At 58.7% G+C, this 19,852-nt stretch carries 10 protein-coding genes and 2 pseudogenes; 4 read left to right on the top strand and 8 right to left on the bottom strand.

Translation table 11 applies throughout. The features are described from left to right. Positions 1-340: 340 nt before the first annotated feature. The 8 genes and pseudogenes from ACOIX3_RS37990 to ACOIX3_RS37955 all read right to left on the bottom strand — a co-directional run bounded on the left by ACOIX3_RS37990 (position 341) and on the right by ACOIX3_RS37955 (position 12,336). Entirely contained in the window at positions 341-2,032 is a 1,692-nt protein-coding gene (locus ACOIX3_RS37990; protein WP_420967103.1) for an alpha-amylase family protein, read from the bottom strand. 555 nt (positions 2,033-2,587) lie between these two features. Beyond that, positions 2,588-4,525: an ABC transporter ATP-binding protein/permease gene (locus tag ACOIX3_RS37985; protein ID WP_420967102.1), complete on the bottom strand. Its 1,938-nt coding sequence runs from the start codon at positions 4,523-4,525 to the stop codon at positions 2,588-2,590. A gap of 226 nt (positions 4,526-4,751) precedes the next feature. Beyond that, positions 4,752-6,064: pseudogene (locus ACOIX3_RS37980) on the bottom strand (NRAMP family divalent metal transporter). 155 nt (positions 6,065-6,219) lie between these two features. Next, complete coding sequence (locus ACOIX3_RS37975; protein ID WP_420971893.1) at positions 6,220-7,380, bottom strand: AI-2E family transporter; 1,161 nt, start codon at positions 7,378-7,380, stop codon at positions 6,220-6,222. Between the two features lie 481 nt (positions 7,381-7,861). After that, on the bottom strand, positions 7,862-8,089 hold the full coding sequence (locus ACOIX3_RS37970; protein ID WP_420967101.1) for a hypothetical protein: 228 nt from the start codon (positions 8,087-8,089) through the stop codon (positions 7,862-7,864). A 632-nt stretch (positions 8,090-8,721) separates the two neighbouring features. After that, positions 8,722-10,641 (bottom strand): potassium transporter Kup, encoded by a 1,920-nt coding sequence (locus tag ACOIX3_RS37965; protein WP_420967100.1) that lies wholly within the window; start codon positions 10,639-10,641, stop codon positions 8,722-8,724. Positions 10,642-10,824: 183 nt separating this feature from the next. Beyond that, positions 10,825-11,598: a Crp/Fnr family transcriptional regulator gene (locus ACOIX3_RS37960; RefSeq protein ID WP_420967099.1), complete on the bottom strand. Its 774-nt coding sequence runs from the start codon at positions 11,596-11,598 to the stop codon at positions 10,825-10,827. Between the two features lie 528 nt (positions 11,599-12,126). Next, a complete protein-coding gene (locus ACOIX3_RS37955) occupies positions 12,127-12,336 on the bottom strand; it encodes a hypothetical protein (protein WP_420967097.1) in 210 nt (69 codons plus the stop codon). Between the two features lie 225 nt (positions 12,337-12,561). Between ACOIX3_RS37955 and ACOIX3_RS37950 the strand changes: the two are divergent. From ACOIX3_RS37950 to ACOIX3_RS37935, 4 genes and pseudogenes are all read left to right on the top strand, one after another. Then, a pseudogene (locus ACOIX3_RS37950) lies at positions 12,562-13,769 on the top strand (sensor histidine kinase). Between the two features lie 1,173 nt (positions 13,770-14,942). Then, complete coding sequence (gene tkt / locus ACOIX3_RS37945) at positions 14,943-17,039, top strand: transketolase (RefSeq protein WP_420967096.1); 2,097 nt, start codon at positions 14,943-14,945, stop codon at positions 17,037-17,039. 237 nt (positions 17,040-17,276) lie between these two features. After that, positions 17,277-18,797: a glucose-6-phosphate dehydrogenase gene (zwf, locus tag ACOIX3_RS37940; RefSeq protein ID WP_420971892.1), complete on the top strand. Its 1,521-nt coding sequence runs from the start codon at positions 17,277-17,279 to the stop codon at positions 18,795-18,797. Then, a complete protein-coding gene (locus ACOIX3_RS37935; protein ID WP_420967095.1) occupies positions 18,794-19,618 on the top strand; it encodes a Cof-type HAD-IIB family hydrolase in 825 nt (274 codons plus the stop codon). The genes zwf and ACOIX3_RS37935 overlap by 4 nt, the downstream gene beginning before the upstream one ends. The last annotated feature ends 234 nt before the right edge of the window (positions 19,619-19,852 follow it).

Genomic DNA, 19,852 nt, shown 5'->3' with positions numbered 1-19,852 from the left:
CGACAACTAAAACGCTTAGCATTTGGAGTCGAGTTCCTGATCGAGCTGGCGAAGGTACGATAGCCCGTGCACCGTCAATCGGTGTTCGTCTCGTTCTCCCTCGGCGTACATCTTCATCAAATGCCTGGAGAGCCCTTCACGGGCGCCTTTCGTCTCGGAGCGGTCTGCTAGAGTGCCGTATATGCTCAGCGCGCGATCGACGGGTAGCATGTTCATTGGATTGCCTCAGGATGGTGTGAGCCGCTGAATAGGTAAGGATGATTTCTCCGTATCGTTCCGGGAAAGCAAACTATCTTGTGCTGCAATTTCAGACGCGAGATTTGGCTGAGGTCATCGTGCGTTATTCGGGATGATTGACGTTTGCACCGTCGATGTCGGTTCGCTTCAGCAGATAGTCCAGTCCGCCAACCCGGTACCAACGATAACCGTAGGCCTCGAGCATCAAAATGTGTTTACCTCGATCATTGGCTTCGCTGTGGTCTTCCGAGAGCAGATTGATCAGGTGCTTTCCATCGTTACCGGAAAGTCCAACCGAGAGTGAAGCCTCGCGCGGCGTTTCGTCGAGATTGTGCACGAACAGCACCGAGTTATTTCGCCAATCGTAGCGAATAGCCAGAATGGCTGGATCTCGCGTCGCGATCACACGGAAGTCACCCCAGCCGATTTCCGGCACTTCCTTGCGCATCCGGATAATGCGCTCGGTCCAGTTCAGCATCGAGTTGGGGTCGCGGCGCTGCTTGGCAACGTTGATGTGCTCGTAACCGTAGGGGCCTTCGTCGATGACGGGTGAGCAGGGCTTGTCGCTTTCGGTGAAGCCGGCGTGTGGTTCGGTCGACCACTGCATCGGCGTTCGGGCGCAGTTGCGCTCTGGCAGATCAAGATTGTCACCCATCCCGATTTCATCGCCATAGCGGATCACCGGGGTCCCTGGGAGCGTGCATAGCAGGCTGTAGGCGAGTTCGAGACGTCGGCGATCACCTCCGAGCATCGGCGCGAGGCGCCGCCGGATGCCCCGATCGTACAACTGCATGTTCTTATCGGGTCCAAAGTTTTTGAAGACCACGGCCTGTTGCACTTTGGTGAGCCGGCCAAGATCGAGTTCATCGTGATTACGCAGGAATAGCCCCCATTGGGCCGAAGCTGGTCGCGGCTTTGTGGCCTTGAGAGCCTTTGCCAGCGGACGCGCGTCGGCGGACGCCATTGCATAGAACAAATTCTGGTTGACGTGGAAATTGAACATCATGTGCATGCGATCGCCATCCTTGCCGAAGTATTCCATATCGGTTTCGGGTAGGACGTTGGCCTCAGCAAGAATGATAGCGTTGCCTTGCCGCCATTGCAGAAACTCACGCAGGGAGCGAAGCATGTCGTACTGCTCGACCGGCGTCCTGACCTTCGCGCCTTTGGTTGATATCACGAAGGGGACAGCATCCATCCGGAAGCCGGACACGCCGAGCTGAATCCAAAAGCCCATGATCTTGAGGATTTCGGCCTGGACGTATGGGTTCGACGTGTTGAGATCGGGCTGGAAATCGTAGAAGCGATGAAAGAACCAGGCCTTGGCTTCCTTGTCACGCGTCCATGTCGACTTCTGCACGCCGGGAAAAACCATTCCCTTGCTGGCACTGGCGGGCCTCTTGTCGGCCCAGACGTACCAATCGCGGTGTTGCGAATCCGGCGAGCTTCGAGCGTCGAGAAACCACGGATGGGCGTCCGAGGTGTGATTGACGACGAGATCGATAATGACGCGAATGCCTCGTTGCTGGCAGCCGTGAGTGAATTCCACGAAGTCGCCGAGCGTGCCGTATCGCGGATCGACACCATAATAGTCGGAGATGTCGTAACCGTCGTCTCTGCCAGGCGACGGCTGGAATGGCATCAGCCAGATCGCGGTCACACCGAGTCCGTGCAGATAGTCGAGACGTCGCAGCAGCCCTTTGAAGTCGCCGATCCCGTCGCCGTTGGCATCCATATAAGTCCCGACGGATAGGCAATAGAACACGCCGTTCTTGTACCAAAGGTCGTCAATCATGAGCGATGCACCGGCTAGACGACGAAAGCAGCTGCGGATTAGAAGTCCCGATCGGACCTATTTTGGCTTCATCAGTCGATCGCTTCACTGAAACCGGCCATTTCGAAATGATCGAGCTCGTGCTCGGATTATTTCAACGAGAAGGGACCCAACCGGTTCCAAATCCAACCAGGCAGCGGTCGCAGAGCTTGGCAGTGATAGGAGCACGCGGTGATTGAGTATGCCGCCGCAATCCCGCCGCAGACTGGATTTGCAACGCAATGCCCGCCGGAGCAGAAGAGGCCGGGGCTGGTGCTGAGCCTGTTGGCGTACGATTGGCGAGCGGCGGAGGTCGTGACAGGGATCGCGACTGCGCGTCCGCGACCGTGATCATCGCGATCGCGACAAGACCGCAGTATTTGAATGGGGATCACGACAGCGAGGTGGGCCACGATCTCAGACCGATTGCTGTCGACAGACAGTAATCCGCCAGCTCTGGGTCTCCGAACGAACGCGCGGTGTTTCGGCGTCTGCTCGGTCGGATGTCCTCTTCCGGAACAATTTGGGATGCGGGCCTCAAGCCACCTGCCGGGGCGGGAGCGAAGGCGCCTTGCGCTTGCGCAACCAGCGTCCCATTAGCCGCCTGCGGCCATCGCGCGGGATCAGATCAATGTCACTGACAAACCTCGCGCCGCCCTTGCGGCGCTCAAGTGTGATCTTGCGGCTGTGGAACGCCTCCAGTTCGGCGCGATGGGCAACGCTGACAACGGTGGCGTTCTTTAGTTCCTCGTTAAGCAGCTCCATCAGCTTGTCCTGACTGCGATCATCGAGCGCAGACGTCGCCTCATCAAGCACGATGATATCCGGGCGATGAAGAAAGAGCCGCGCAAAGGCGAGCCGCTGTTTTTCGCCGCCCGACAACGTCTGGTCCCAGGGAGCCTCCTCTTCGATGCGCTCCTTCAGGTGACCCAGTCCCACCTTGTCGAGCGCTTCCCCGATCTGCTCGATGCTCCAATCCTCGGCGGCCGCAGGATAAGCGGCAGCGCGACGCAACGTGCCCGATGGCACATAGGGCTTTTGCGGCAACATGAACAAACGGCGATCCGCATGGAAATCAACGCTGCCGCCGCCCCATGGCCAAAGCCCTGCAATGGCGCGCACCAACGTGCTCTTGCCAGTCCCGGACTCGCCTGACACCAGAACCCGCTCACCCGGTTCGATCAGAATCTCTGTCTCGCCAACGACAGCGGTGCCATCATCAAGTGTGACTGACAAGTCATTCAAACGAAGCATTGTATTGCCCTCGGTTTCGCCGCGCTTGATCCGATTGAGGCTGTCGCCAGTTTCGGCACGCTCAAGCCCATCGAGGGACATCATCAGCGATGCAACGCGGCGGGCTCCTGCATTCCATTCTGCCAGGCGGGGATAATTGTCCACCAGCCAGCCGAATGCGCCTTGCACGATGGTGAACGCCGATGCCGCCTGCATCACCTGGCCTAGTGTCATGCTGCCTTCGAGAAACTTAGGCGCGCACAGCAATATTGGAATGACGGGGGCAATCAGGCTCGATCCCTGCGAGACGATGGTGGTGCGCATGTGCTGGCCGCACAGCAGCGCCCATTGCTGCAGAACTCCGCCGAACGAACTGTCGATGCCGGAGCGCTCCTCTTCTTCACCGCCCAGAAGCGCAATGCTCTCACCGTTCTCGCGAACACGCATCAAGGCGTAACGGTACTCGGCTTCAGCCTGATTCTTTTTTTCCGAAATGGCCACGAAATTTCGCCCGATGACGACCATCGAGCCGCTCGCGATCGCCGCATACAGCACTGCCGCGACGACGAGAAAGCCTGGAATCGTCACAGTGGCGCCTGCAATTGTCAGCGTCAGCGCACCGCCGATCGTCCAGAGTACGATGATGAATGTCGTTGCCGACAGAAATGCGGACGTGACGCCAGTGGCGAAATCAATCGGCGCGTCGGTCGCCACGCGCAAGTCCTCGGCAATGCGGTACTCCGGATTCTGATGATCGCCGCTGACCAGGTTGAGCTGGTAGTAGCGACCGTTCTTCAGCCAGCGGGAAATAACCGAACCGGTCAGCCACGCCCGCCATCGCCTCTGGATGCCCATGCGGGTGTAGACCTGAATTATGCCGAGCAGAACGCTGCCGATTGCCAGCGGCAAGAACACCGCCGTAAGACGCAGCACGACGGCTGCATCCCTCTTCTCGATGGCATCGAAGATCGCTCTGTTCCAGAGGTTGATGCCGAACTGGAACGAGAGCTGCAGGAAAATCAGCACCAGCAATCCGCCGGTGAGAACCCAGGCCAGCCTGCCGCCAACCACTCCCCAAAAACCCTTAGCGCTGATCCAGAACCGCTTCAGCAAGTAATCACGGCGAATCTGCTCGGCTTCTTCCGGAGACAGCCCTGGATCCGTTTCGAGAATCTCTGGTGGTGGGGCGTCGATCGTCTTGCCGCTTTCAGCGACAACGTCCTCGATCGGCTGCCGATTCATGCGCCGTCAACGCGATTGGAACCTGAAAGTTCCATTGCATGTCGCGGCGCACCAATACGGCGGTTCGGTTGGTTGCAGGGGACCCGACCAGCCGGGCCAGGTCAGGCTCGGGCAAGCGATGTCGAGATCGCACGAATAATGGACTGACCTTGCCCATTGCCGGTCCACGTTTCATGGTTGCTCCCCGCTACACAACAGATTTGGCTGACTCGCGATGATGGTGCGGTCAGCCAATCGAGGCCCAGAACAGTGCCACAACGGTAATGGCCATTAGCGCCGTGCCAGCCCACCCGAAAAACGTGAGCGTCGGCCGAGCGCTGAAACGACCCATCACCGAAAGGCGCGTAACGACCACCATCATGATCGCCATGATCGGAACAGCGACAATGCCATTAAGCACGGCGCTCCAGATCAGCATTCGGATGGGATCGATTGGCGTATAGCCGAGCGTGAGCCCCACCACCGTGGCGGCTGCAACGATGCTGTAAAACCCTACGGCATCCGGCGCTTTCGCCTCCAGGGTAGCGGGCCAGCCGAACGCCTCGGAAACGCAATACGCAGCCGAGCCGGCGAGCACCGGGACCGCAACCAGTCCCATGCCGACAATCCCGAGCGCAAACAAAACGAAGGTCAAATCACCGGCAAGTGGCCGCAGGGCTTCAGCCGCCTCGGCCGCGCTGTGGATGTCGGTCACGCCGCCGGCATTGAGCACGGCTGCTGTGGTCAAAATAATAAAGAAAGCGATGATGTTCGAAAACGCCATGCCCACGCTGGTGTCCAACGCGATGCGCTCTATTTCGGATTCGCCGCCACGCAATAGCTCCTTTAAAGGACGCCGTTCCTTTAACGGGCCCGTGGCCGATTTTGCTTCATCTCCTCGACCTCCTGGGATGCCTGCCAGAAGAAGAGGTAGAGACTGATGGTTGTCCCGAGCACCGCCACGACCATGAGCAGATAATCGCGGTTAACCTCAGCAGCCGGCCACACTGCGCGCGCGAGCGCTTTGCCCCACGGAATGTGGACGGTGAATGCGGTGGCGACGTATAAGAATAACACCAAGGTGAGAAACTTCAGGGCGGGTGCATAACGCCGGTATCGCACAAACACCTGCAGCAGCACCGAGGTCGCCGCGAAAATCAAGGCGTGCTCGTGATTGAGGCCGCCAATCACGAGCGAGAGCGCTTCGCCCATCGCGGCGAGATCGGCCGCGATGTTGAACGTATTGGCCATCACCAGCATGGATACGAGAGCTATGACCAGCCAGCGCGGGGCGAAGTCCTTTACGTTGGCGATGATGCCTTTTCCCGTCACGCGGCCGATTTGAGCGCTGACTAGCTGGATTGCGATCATGAACGGTGTCGTCAGAAAAACCGTCCACAGCAAGCCATACCCGAATTGCGCTCCGGCTTGGGAATAAGTCGCGATGCCGGACGGATCGTCGTCGGCGGCCCCCGTGACCAGCCCAGGTCCGAGCAGCCGCAACAAAATATTCCGACGTTTATGCGGCGATTTCTTGAGCTCAGTCTCGGAGGAATTCATGGCTCAAACGTCAAATATAGCCTTATGAATTACAAGATGCTTATACGCGGTAACCGGCCTTCATTCTTTTCGGTGAGCGGAGGTCCGTATGACGCGAGACGAGCCGTTACAAGCATCTCAGTTGCTATGGGACGTACCAGCGAGAGGCAATGCCGCTACTCCCCTTCGAGGAAGTGCCCTAGGGCCTTTAGCGGGCGCAGCCTGTCACAGATGATCTTCAGGATAGCCAGCATCGGAACGGCCAAGATCGCGCCGAGCGCGCCCCACATCCAGAACCAGAACACCAGCGACAGGATGATCAACACCGGGTTCAGCGTGAAGCGTCGCGCCAGCAGCATCGGCGTCACTGTTTCACCCTCAACGAGGTGAATGCCGAAGTAGAGGACCGGCGGCAGCAGAGCCCACCATAAGCTTTCGAAGCTCAGCATTCCGACCAGCACGAAGATGCAGACCCCGAAGAGCGGCCCCAAAATCGGAATGTAATTGAGCAGGAAGGCAGTGGTACCCCACAGCAAAGGATCTCCCAAACCGCAAAGATACATCGCGGCCGCCGTCGTGACACCCACCGCGGCATTCATGGCCGTGATTGTCAGGAGATAGCCCGATATGTCCTCTTGGATCTGCTGAGAGATATCGACGGCTTGTCGTTTGTTGCTGAACGTCGGCAGGATTTCAACGATCCGTCGAAGGAATATGTCGCCCGCGACCAACAGAAAATAGAGCACCAGGACAGTCGTAAACAGGCCGTCGAGCACGGAGCGCGTCCCTGCGAAAAGTACACCGGTTATGCCAAGATCACGGCGAACCGACACGATCGAACCCCTGCCAGGGGGAGCGTCTGCAGCTTGCTCGGCCTGTTGAATAACTTTTTGCAATGCCTGGATCGGCCCTTTTATAACCTCGAGGTGTGCCTCCAGGCGCGGAATGCCCTCAGGCAGCCGCTCAGCCCAAGTCGCGGCCGGTACTGATAAGGCCGCCACGAGACCTACAAGCGCTCCAATGACCAGGAGGACGGAGAAGAGCGCTCCGACAGCGCGGGGCAAATGCAAACGCCCCAAGAGACGAACAGCGGGTTGAAGAAGGAGATTCAACACGAAAGCGAGCACGACGGGAAGGATGATCGCGCTCGCCACGTAGAGCGCGGCCAAGATAGCCAACCCGAACAAACCACCGAGAAAGAACGTCTGCGGATCGGACGGCAGCGGCATCTCCGTCTCGTCGGCAGCCTCCGTCACCGCGGCTTGTGGCTCCGGCAGATCAACATCCAGCATCGACGGCAAGGAGGGGCGCTGTGATGGCGGTATGGCGGCAACCATGGGTTTCCCTCCGAATGAGAGCCTGTCATCGCCTTCGATGACAATCATACCCGCTTTGGCCGATCCAGGCACGTCCCGAAGATGTTTGTGCGTCAGAAACGTGACCGGAGGAATAGATTCGCAACGCTGAGCAATATTGACCAGTGCCAAGCACTGCAAGGGGTCCAAAGCCCCAAAGTGCCTTATCACCTCTCGGTGCGTGGCAGCCTTCGGTGACTGAGAGTTCGGTAGCGCTCCCGCCCACTCGCTCACTAATGTCGGGGGGAGCATCATGCCTTCTGTGTCCACCGAGTGCCGACGCTCGAGTAGCGTCACAGCATTGGGGAGTTTGTCCAGCAAGACGCGATATGTTGCGCTATGCCCACTCGTCCCCGGCGGGGGCTGACCGCAATAAGCATCGACAGATTGCCATATCGCTTCGTGATATAAAACAAAGAGACCGTCACCTGAGGCGGCCTCTTTGAATATGCGATATCCAGGATTAGTGCCGACCGCGATGTCGCCCGCGCGACCAGCCATAGTGATGTCCGCGACCGCCGCGGCCCATATGGCCACCTCCATCACCATGACCACCCCTGGCGAGGATGACGGCGCTATCGGTGCCAGCAACCAGCGTATCCGGTGTTGCACGCGGCATTGCCGATGCGGAAAGCGTCGGCATCGCCGCGAACGTACAGGCGGCGAAGCCGATCAGCAGCAAACGTTTCATGTTGATATCTCCTTGAGGTGGCCGCTCTTCGTGGCAATGAAAGAATGTCCCGCACCCCAGGGAGTTCCATCCGAGGCGATCTTACTTCCGGGGTCTATCCTTTTTGGTGAGACCAACCCCGGGCTGTCTGCGTCACAACGAAGTACGCCTGCCTTTTTTAGCGCCTCGGAGCGCGTCGGGCCCGGTGGCATCATGCGGTCAGCCGCAATCGCCTCCGCGGGCTGCGGCATCGCAATCATGAATTCCAGCGATGGAGATGGAGCATTGCTCTGCTCTGTAGGTGGCGCAATCAAGCGGAGCACAAAGCTCACCTAAATGGCAACGAGGAGGGTTTCATCGGAGTCGTGGTCGTCATAGTCATTGTTGCAGGAATCTTCGGACTGCGCGCCTAAACAAAGTATGATTTGACCTGATCTTAATACAATTTGGCGCATTCAAGACTGTCGCCACACTGCTTCAACATCCGGAGCAGCGACTACGCCGACAGGGTAGCCTAGCGTCAGGACACTATCGGCCTTTTTGGATTCCGCGATGTGTTTGCCAGAAATTCGAGCGATCGCTTCACGCCGAAATCGTCGTTTCGGCGAACTGCGGGGCGAAGAACAAAACCTGGCGGGATCAGGCCGGATATTTCAAAGCTCTATCCGTCGACCAATTTCGATCAACGTGTTGGCCGGTATCTTGAACCGGTCGATGGCGTGCGCGGAGTTTCGAAACATAAAGGAAAACAAGGTCACGCGCCAACGCGACACCGGATTTCGATGCCGGCGACTAATGAGGTCATTGCGCTCAATGTAGTATGTAGCCTTGTCCACGACCGGCAATCCTAATTTTTCTGCACCGCTGAGCGCTGACGGAATATCCGGAATCTCCACAAAGCCAAAGTGAAGGGTTACATGCCAAAGGCTATCGTCAATTCGCTCCATGCGGATTCGATCCTTCGATCGAACTCTCGGGACACTCTCAAAACTCACCGTCAGGACAATGACATTCTTCTGGAGAGATCGCCCCTGCTTCACATAGTTTACGATGAGCGGAGGTATCGATTTGACAAGTCGGGTTAGAAACACCGCGGTGCCCGCAACCCTCACGATCCCGTCGCGATGCAAGCCGGCGAAGAACTCCGCTGGCTTTTGAGATCGCGCTGCATTTCGCCGATGCACCGCCTCAACACCAAAATGCCACGTGGTCATAATAACGAAAACCAGCGCACCGAACGTTAGCGGAATCCAACCGCCTTCGAAAACCTTGAGCAGATTTGCCGAGAAGAAGGCCAAATCGACAACCAGCAGAACCCCCGTGGTGGCAACGACCTGATAGATCGACCAGCGCCACCGATGGAGCATCACCTGAGAGAGGAGCACCGTGGTTAAGACCATGGTTGTGGAGACCGCTGTCCCGTAAGCGCCCGCCAGGCGATCCGAACTGCCAAATCCGACGGTCAGGGCAACCGTAAAGAACATCATGGTCCAGTTGACGAAGGGGACGTAGATCTGTCCGTACTCTTCGGCCGATGTCTGGCTAATCCGAACGCCTGGAAACCATCCGAGCTGCATCGCTTGCCTGGTCATCGAAAAAGACCCGGTGATGATGGCCTGACTTGCGATGATGGTCGCCAAGGTGGCGAGCGCCACCAAGGGATAGATCGCCCAGTCGGGCGCCAGCTTGAAAAACGGATTTGCTTCCAGATCGGGCGTGACGATGAAATTTGCCACTTGGCCAGCGTAGTTTAGGACAAGGGCCGGAAGTACGACGCAATACCAGGCAGTGCGGATGGGGTTTCGACCGATATGGCCCATATCCGCGTACAAAGCTTCGCCGCCCGTGAGTGCCAGAAAGATCCCACCGAGAACCGTGAACCCAATGAATCCATGCGTAGCTAAAAGCCGCGCGGCGTGAACCGGGTTGAGTGCTTCCAATACCTGCGGGTGGTGCGCGATACCGCGGACACCAAGCACACCCATTGTCACGAACCAAGCCATCATGATCGGCCCGAACGCCTTACCGACCGTTCCAGTCCCTCGACTTTGGATAGCGAAAAGGCAGATCAGGATCAAAACCGCGATTGGCATCGTGTAAGGTTTGAAGATGTCAGTCGCGACATTGAGGCCTTCCACCGCACTTAAGACCGAAATGGCAGGGGTGATAATGCCGTCGCCGTAAATGAGGGCCGCCCCAAATAGCCCCGCAATGACCAGCCAACGTCCGCGGCCGTACCAACGTGCTCCGGTCAGAGTCATCAACGCAAGAATGCCTCCTTCGCCGTGATTGTCGGCTCGCATAACGAATAGGCAGTATTTGGCCGATATGGTGATGATCAGTGACCAGAATATCAAGGACAACGAGCCGATCGCTGCCTCCGGCGTAAATTGATCTCCCATGATGCGGACGATTGTCTGGAGCGTATAGAGGGGACTTGTTCCAAGATCGCCGTAGACGATGCCAAGGGCGAGAAGCGCCGTTGAACCGGTCGTTCTTTGTTCGAATTTGGTGTGGGCCTCTCCTGCGAAACCGGTTGGGGCATTCAAAGCGGAAACGGTTGATACGGGCATGATCCATCCGACGATCTTGGTCTAACCGTCCAATAATTTGGTTTTGACGTCCTGTACTGGCCAATTCCCGGCCGCTGAAATCACCCGAACGCGACTGTATCGTCTATGCTGATGACCGCGGAGCGAAGCTTTGCACAGGGCGCCGACGTCCGTCTCGAAGATTAGCGGCACGGCAGCTGCCCGTCAGTCCCGTTTGGTTTGATCGCTTCGGCCTTTGTTATGGCCGGGTGCCGCGGTCGATGGCGGCGTGAGGAACGCGTCGAAACGTTCCTTGACGATGGCGTAGCATTCGCACGATGCTTTCTCTAAGGCCCCGCGGTCAAGGACTTGAATTGTCCCCCTACGATAGCTGATGAGGCCGGCGGTCTGCATCGACTGCGCGGCCAGCGTCACGGATTTCCGGTTGGCGCCTAGGATCTGAGAGAGAAATTCGTGGGTGTAGGGAAGCGCTTCGCCCTCGGCCCGATCGTGCATCATCAAGAGCCAGCGGCACATCTTCTCTTCCGTGGTGTGCATTGCATTGCATGCGACCGTCTGCTGGACCTGCGAAAGCAAGGTTTCCGAGTAGCTCACGAACAGGTCGCGCACGTGCTCGCTGTCCTTGAATTCATGTTGCAGCAATTCGATGGGACATCGGGCCGTATAGCCCTCCAGTTGCACGATGCACCGATTGAAGGAGACCCGGCTGTACATGGCGGCGAAGAGGCCGAACGCGCCTTCGCGTCCAATGTTGGCGGTTTCGATCGCGGCGCCATTCTCAAGGACGGTCAGCAGCGACAGTACGGAACCCTGCGGAAAATAGGCGTGCTTGAGCAAACCGCCCGCGTCGCACACCATATCGCCAAGCTTGAACGCGATCGGCTCCAAATGAGGTTCTATTCGCTTGCGGCTGGCGGGCTCCAAGGCGCCGAGCAGTCGATTGCTCCGCAGGTCGTAGTCCGTCTGCATCTTAGACATTGCGTTGTGTCATTTCGCTTCCGAGCTTCCTCGGTCAACCGGGAAATCGGGCGCGCTTATCGGCGTGCGAAGACTGCACGATATCTTTCGCACTCTTTGGGCAGCAAGTCTGAGCAAAGGAGCTCACTGACGTCGGCTATCACGGGAACCGTGACGGTCAGATTACGTTGAATCGACCAGCTTGCGTAGTGCCGACGCCTGATATGGTTTCCGACAAAGCAACTGTTCGACGGAAACTCAGAGGGCGGAAGCCGAACTTGGCCCGAAACAAACAGGATCTTGATTGGGGGCCAGCGGTCGCGCATCGCATAGGCCAGATTCAGCCGGTGCATGCGCCCGGGCAGGTTGATGTCCGTGAACAGCAGAGAGATGTGCGATCGTGCTTCCAGAAGCGCGAGCGCTTCGTCCGCGTCCGCAGTTCAAGCGCCACGAAACCCGCTTCCCCAACCACTTCCAGAAGCATCCGAAGCAGCGGTTCGTCCTCCACGACAAGCACGACAGTTGGGAACTCGCCGGAAGCCGCGTCCATCAATGAAGTCTAACGCTCCGGGTCCGGGCGTCCTCGATGCCGGCGTGTCGGGGGGATTTCTCATCTGCTTCACCAGACCATAACTTCGCCATCCGCAGGCAATGTGCCTTCAAACGCGGGTTGGCGGTATCGGCGGCGAGTTGCTTGAGGTCCGAGGCCAGACGCAAGCACTCGAGCTCACGTTTGTTGTCGTTTTCCGAATCAGGCATGGCGAGCCTCCTCGACGAAGGAGGTGAGTAATCGCACACCGGCGTGTGTCCTGTCGGTGGTCCAGACCACATAACAAATCCGGTGAAACAGGGCGAGCGCCTGGAACTCATTCAGGGGGAAGTGAGCTGTTTTGCTCAGACTCTACTGGCGAAAGCGGTCAGATTTGAACCGAACACACATTCGGAATTCCTCGCCGGGCGCAACCCCGTGTTCGGAGATTCGCTATGCAGGTGGAAGCAGCCCGGAAACCGATCCAATTCCCGATGGCTCCTCTCGTTCGCGACGAACTCCCATACCGGCTCCGGCAGCAATCTCTGCTTGGCGAGTTCGGCCGCATTGCAATGCAAACACGCGATTTCCGGCAAATTCTGCAGCGCGCCACGGAGCTCTCCGCTCAAGGATTGCAGGCGAGCTTCGCCCAGGTCCTCGAATATGAACCGGACCAAAAGCGTCTGATCGTGCGCGCGGGGGTCGGGTGGGCGCCCGATGTTATCGACACCGTCTCGCTCGCCGCCGACATCGGATCACCGGCAGGCTACGCCTACCGGACCGGCGAGTGCGTCATATCGAACCACCTGGAGGCGGAAACGCGCTTCCGCACGCCGCAGCTTCTTGCGGATCACGGTGTCAGGCGCGCGATCAACGTGCTGATAGAAAAGGGCGGAGAGGGCAAGACGTTTTTTGGCGTGCTGGAAGTCGACAGCGCCAATCCCGGCCAGTTCGATCAGGGGGACGCTGACTTTCTTACCGGCTTCGCTGGCCTGCTCGGCATCGCGATCGAACGTCAGCAGGCAGACGCGAAGCTCCAGGAGGCGTTGGAACACCAGGCGCTACTGACGCGAGAGATGAGCCACCGCGTGAAGAATAGCCTCACTTCCGTCGTAGGGCTGCTCCGCGTCCAGGCCCGGAGCGCCCAGTCCGAAGACGTAAAGAACGCCTGCAAGACGCTGGACTGCGCATCGCTGCCATCGCACAGGTTCATGATCACCTGTGGCGTGGCTCGCGGATCGGTTTCATCGAGCTCGCAGATTTCATGAGCGAGCTTTGCAAGAAGCTGAACGGCAATACCGACGGACATACTCTGCATTGCCATGCGGACCCGATGCTGGTTTCGGCGGACCACGCGATTCCCTTGGGACTTCTGATCAACGAGCTCGTTACCAACGCGATCAAATATGCGTATCCAGAGGGTAGCGGCGAGATCAAAGTCTCGGCTCGCGAAATCGAGGGACACCTTCACGTCGAAGTTTCCGACGAAGGCATCGGCCTTCCCGACGGATTTCACCTCGATCAGCCCAGCGGCAGCCTGGGCCTCAAGGTAATCGCGGGCATGGTGCGACAGCTGCAGGGTCATCTGACGTTCGTATCCAACCGTCCGAAAGGCGCGCACTTCCTGCTCGATCTGCCCATCTTGCCCAAGACCCAGGAATAAAGCTCGGAGGATCACACGTTCTTCGATCTGACTGCACGAGCTGAGACCGCGAACGCCTTTCGACGACCAATGTTACGGTCTTGAGACCTCAAGTCTCGCGATCGTATGACTATCTCATCGGCGAGCTTGAGATTGCAGGATTTCGAGGGCCTTGGCGCAGAAGCTTGCAATATCATTGCGAGATTCCCGCTGTCCTGCGTTTTCCGCTCCATCACCACCAAAACTTGCTCGGATGCCTGCGCCGCAAGGCATATCGCCGAATTCAGACCGAACCAGCGATGTGAGCCGCTGCAGGACGTCCTAATTGTCGCGCCCGAAAGAGTGCCAGTTTTTGAACACGAGCAATATTGACCAGCGTGGGTGGAACCCGAGGAGTATGTTGGTTCGATCACTGGCTGCCACTGGCAACAATCGGTGACTGAGAGTTTCGCGCTCTCGCCTGATCCGAGGAGAGTATCATGCTATCCACTCAACCAACTCCACTTTTTAGCGTTGCGGAGATCGGAATTCTGAACTGTTCCAGATGCGGAAGACCGATGAGATTGGCCTGCATCGAGCCGGACAAACCCGGTTTCGATCTGCGCACCTTTGAATGCGCAAAGTGCAATGCCGATGAACGCTTCCTCGTTGCAATTTAGCCGGGCTTCTCGTTCCGTTCGATTGCGCGGCAGAGGAAAGCAAACTCGATCGCTAGAATTCTATGTTCGATTCTATTCTGCAATATTTGAGATCTAGAGCGCCAAGACCGACCATATCGCCTTCCACGAAGCTTCCGCGCTCCCGAAGCATGACGGCTGACGTCGCCCTTGGCAGGCGCGCTCGATGACAGAAAGCGGTCGGCTGATGCCCGCGAGCCCGCACTCTTCCTTGGCCGAGCGACGGCGCTCCACGGCGAAGCACGCATTGAACCAATTTCTAGCGAGTTCGTTCTAATTTAGGGAACTTACATTCGGCCGCCATGGTTGGCTTTTGCGGTGCAGATCTGCTCCTTCAACCCGGCCGTCGCTTTCCTGGCATTGGCGCGACTTTCTAGATGGGAGGTCACGGAAAGTAGAACGGATCGAGATCGCACCTGGCAAATTATCGCTCTCGACAGCACAGACGAGACGACGGTCCGGCGGCTAGGTCACGCGCCAAATCACGACAACGCGGAACACCCGTATGGACATTAGCTTGAGCAAGAAACCGACGGCAGCGCCGAGCGCGCACTCGATCGACGAGCTTTGCATCAATACGATTCGCACGCTGTCCATGGATGCCGTGCAGCAGGCCGAATCCGGTCATCCTGGCGCCCCGATGGGCCTGGCGTCGGTGGTTTATACCCTTTGGCAGCAATTTCTGCGCTTCGATCCCAACCATCCGATCTGGCCGAATCGCGATCGATTCGTACTGTCCAACGGACACGCCTCGATGCTGCTTTATTCGATACTGCATCTCGCTGGCGTCAAGGAGGTCAATGCCGAGTACGTGCATCGCGGCGAACTCGCAGTTACCCTTGACGACATCAAGCACTTCCGTGAGATCGACAGCAAATGCCCGGGGCACCCCGAATATCATCTGACCACCGGCGTTGAGGCGACCACCGGTCCTTTGGGTCAGGGCTGTGGGATGAGCGTCGGCATGGCGATCGCCGAGCGCTGGTTGGCGCAGCACTTCAACCGGCCCGGCTTTCCAGTGTTCGACTACGACGTTTATGCGATATGCGGTGACGGCGACATGATGGAGGGCGTCACAAGCGAAGCCGCCTCCCTCGCGGGTCATCTGATGCTCGGGAACCTGTGCTGGATCTACGACAGCAACCGCATCACGATCGAAGGTCACACCGATCTCGCCTTTAGTGACGACGTCGCGGCGCGCTTTCTCGCCTACGGCTGGAACGTGGAGCGAGTTGGCGATGCCAATGACACCGAGCGGATAGCACAGGCAATCGAAACCTTCCGACGCGCCCACGACGTGCCAACCCTCATCGTCGTCGACAGCCATATCGGATACGGCGCTCCGCACAAGCAGGATACCAGCGAAGCGCATGGCGAACCGCTCGGAGTTGAAGAGATCCGTTTGGCCAAGCGCAGCTACGGCTGGCCCGAGGATACCAAGTTCCTTGTGCCGGACGGCGTGCGCGGACACTTTCATGCGGGCATTGGACAGCGAGGCCGCCAGCTTCGGGCGAGCTGGTTCGCGCTCATCGAGGAATACCGCACCAAATACCCCGTTCTCGCCGGCCAGTTCGAGCACGTGCAGAAGCGCGAGCTTCCCGATGGCTGGGACACCGATCTGCCCAGCTTCGCCGCCGATTCCAAAGACCTTGCGAGCCGCGATTCATCCGCCAAAGTATTGAACTCCATAGCGTCACGTTATCAGTGGCTTATCGGTGGCGCGGCCGACCTCGCACCGTCGACCAAGACGCGCCTCACGTTTGAGGCAGCTGGGGATTTCGAAGCTGAGAAGTACGGCGGCCGCAATCTGCATTTCGGCATTCGCGAGCACGCGATGGGCGCGATCCTCAACGGCCTTGCGTTGTCCAAGATCCGCGCTTTCGGCTCGAGCTTCCTCACTTTTTCCGATTACATGAAGCCCGCCATCCGCTTAAGCGCGCTGATGGAGCTCCCAGTCATATACATATTCACCCATGATTCGATCGGCTTGGGGCAGGATGGCCCGACACACCAACCGGTCGAGCAGTTGGTCGCGCTGCGAAGTATTCCCGGTCTCATTACGTTGCGGCCTGCCGACGCCAATGAAGTGGTCGAGGCCTGGCGCGTCATCGTCGGGTTGAAACATCAGCCCGCCTGTCTGGTGCTGAGCCGCCAGCCGCTGCCAACGTTCGATCGCACGCGGTACGCTTCCGCCGCTGGCGTCGCGAGCGGCGCCTATGTCATGGCTGGGGCGGAGTGTGGCAAACCCGACGTGATCCTGATCGGCACTGGCAGCGAGGTTGCGCTATGCGCCGAGGTGTTTGATGCGCTTAGGCGGGAGGGGATAGCAGCGCGTGTCGTCAGCATGCCGTCTTGGGAATTGTTCGAACAGCAGGATCAGGCCTATCGTGACAGCGTGCTGCCACCCGACGTCACCGCGCGCGTGTCGGTTGAAGCAGGCTCGGTGATAGGCTGGGACCGATATGTCGGCATGAGCGGCGCCCGGGTCGGCATGCACACCTTCGGTGCGTCGGCCCCGATCAAGGATCTCATGACGAGATTTGGCTTCACGCGAGAGAAAGTGCTCGCCGCCGCAAAGCAACAACTCGCGCTGGCCAGGGAGAAGACGGCATGAGCGCCGCGGGCGCACACCTTCGGAGAAAAGGTTTCCTCGGTGCGCTTCGGTGGCCACATCGAGGTAACGAGCCCCTTGACCTCGGACCAAAGTCGCGAGGATCGCAGGAGCGCTCGATGACACGGGACGCGGCAGGGTAGCGCGATGCATGACAACCAACCACACCGGATCGCTCCAGCCGCCCGGGTGATCGAGTCACCGCCCCGGCGCCAGCCGAGGCCGGCTGATCCCTGCGCCATGGTGATCTTCGGTGCTGGCGGTGACCTGACCAAACGCTTGGTTATACCGGCACTCTACAACCTCTCGCGCACAAAGGTGCTGCCCGAGAAGTTCGCGTTGATCGGCGTGGACTTGGCAGAAGGGACTGCGGAGAGCTGGCGCGACCATCTTTACGACATGCTGAAAAGCTTCGTCCGCAACGCCGCCGCGGAATTTGACGTCGACCAGATCGACGGTGACGCGTGGCGGCGACTCGCAGAGAAGATATTCTACGTGCAGGGCGATCTGACAAAGCCAGACCTCTATGAGACTATTCGCACAACGTTGGACGAAGCCGGTAAAGTTCACGGCACGCAGGGCAACGCCATCTTCTACCTCGCCGTCGCCGACCAGTTCTTCGGTACCGTGGTGGAGCAACTCGGCAACGCGAAGCTGACCGATCAGGACGAGGATAGGGGCGGGAAGCGCCATTTCTGGCGCCGCGTCGTGATCGAAAAGCCGTTCGGTCATAGCCTGGAGTCGGCGCGCGAGTTGAACGCGCGCATCCTGCGCACGCTGCACGAGGACCAGATTTTCAGGATCGACCACTTTCTAGGCAAGAATACGGTTCAGAACATCATGGCATTTCGGTTCGCCAATGGGCTGTTTGAGCCGATTTGGAACCGCGATCGCATCGACCACGTCCAGATCACCGTGGCGGAGACGATAGGCGTCGAGCGGCGCGGCAAATTCTACGAGGCGACCGGGGCACTCCGCGACATGGTCCCAAATCACCTATTCACACTGCTTTCCATGGTGGCCATGGAGCCGCCGACGGGCTTCGATGCCGCCTCGATCCGCACCAAGAAGGCCGAAGTGTTCGCCGCGATGCCCGCGGTCAAGCCGGCACAGGCGGTGCGCGGTCAGTATGGCGATGGCACTGTGCTGGGTGAGCACATGAAGGCTTATCGGAATGAACCGAACGTGGCAGCGGATTCAAACGTCGAAACTTACGTCGCCATGGTACTCAAAATCGATAATTGGCGTTGGGCCGGCGTGCCCTTTTATGTCCGCACGGGCAAGCACATGTCACAGCGGACGACGGAGATCGCGATCCGCTTCAAGCAGGCGCCCTTCACTGCGTTCCGGGATACGTCCGTAGAGTCCCTACGACCCAACTGGCTCGTACTGCGCATTGCGCCGGATGAGGGGATCTCGTTGCAGTTTGAGGTCAGGCGCCCTGGGCCAGTGGTGGATCTCGCCGCCGTGAAAATGGATTTTCACTATGATGACTGGTTCCCGAAGGAGCCGAATGTTGGATACGAGACATTAATTTACGACGTCATGATCGGCGACCCGACGCTGTTCATGCGTGCCGACATGGTGGAGCAGGCGTGGCGTATCGTGCAGCCCGTGCTCGATGCCTGGGCCGCGGAGAAGGCTGACTTTCCGGACTATGACTCCGGCAGCGATGGCCCGAACGCGGCCGACGAGTTGCTCGCACGCGACGGAGGACGGGTCTGGAGGTCGGTGGCTCAACTATCGGAAGCCAAGACGTGAGTGGACATTCGGACATCCGACTTCTGCTCGCGGACGTAGACGGCACGCTGGTGACCCAGCAGAAGGTGTTGACCAACGCGGCGAAAGAAGTTGCCCGGGAGCTGCGCGACGCCGGCATTGCGCTCGCCATCACCAGCGGCCGGCCACCACGCGGCATGAGCATGCTGATCGAGCCCCTCGCTTTGCAGGGCGCTATCGCTGGCTTCAACGGCGGCGTGTTTGTCAATCCCGACCTTTCCGTGATCGAGAGCCACACGCTCGACCCGGCGACGGCCAAGCAGACGCTGGCCCTGATTCTCGACCAAGGGCTGGACGCCTGGGTCTATACCGAAGATGAGTGGTTGATCCGTGACAAGGAGGCGCCGCATGTAGCGCGCGAAACGTGGACGGTGAAATTCGATGCCAAGGTCGTGGCGTCCTTCACGGACGCACACTTGGCGCACGCGGTAAAGATCGTTGGCATCTCCGACAATCTTGACCTGGTTGCCGCCTGTGAAACGGTGGTGCAGAAATCTCTGGGTGAGAAGGCGAGCGCGGCGCGCTCGCAGCCGTACTATCTCGACGTGACCCACCTGCAAGCCAACAAGGGCACAGTCGTGACGACTCTGTCAAAGCTCCTGAGCATTCCGCCCGCGCAGATCGCCACCATTGGGGACATGCCCAATGACGTCCTCATGTTCCGCAAGAGTGGGTTTTCCATTGCCATGGGAAACTCCAGCGACGAGGTGAAAGCGCAGGCAAGCGCAGTAACCGACAGTAACGAAAACGAAGGTTTCGCCAACGCGGTGAGGAAATTTGTCCTGCGCTCCACGAGCGCCTGACACTCGTGACAGAAGGGTCGCCGTACTGGCCCCGTCTGATGACGACGCGTCGCCAAGAAGGAGCGTGTGATGTCACGTGAAATATCCACGCCGCGAGGGCACGAAAGCTTACTTTCTAGAAGATTGCGCGCTTCCGTCCGCCTTCTACGCAGCAGTTAGTCCGCGGTAATCCAGACTGTCATTCGGCGTGGGGTCCGAGCGCCGATCGGCATTCTAAGTATCTGATCGACTTCA

The organism is Bradyrhizobium sp. B120 (assembly GCF_049075665.1).
In the GTDB taxonomy this organism is placed as follows: Bacteria; Pseudomonadota; Alphaproteobacteria; order Rhizobiales; family Xanthobacteraceae; genus Bradyrhizobium.
This window is presented reverse-complemented; position numbering and strand designations above follow the sequence as displayed.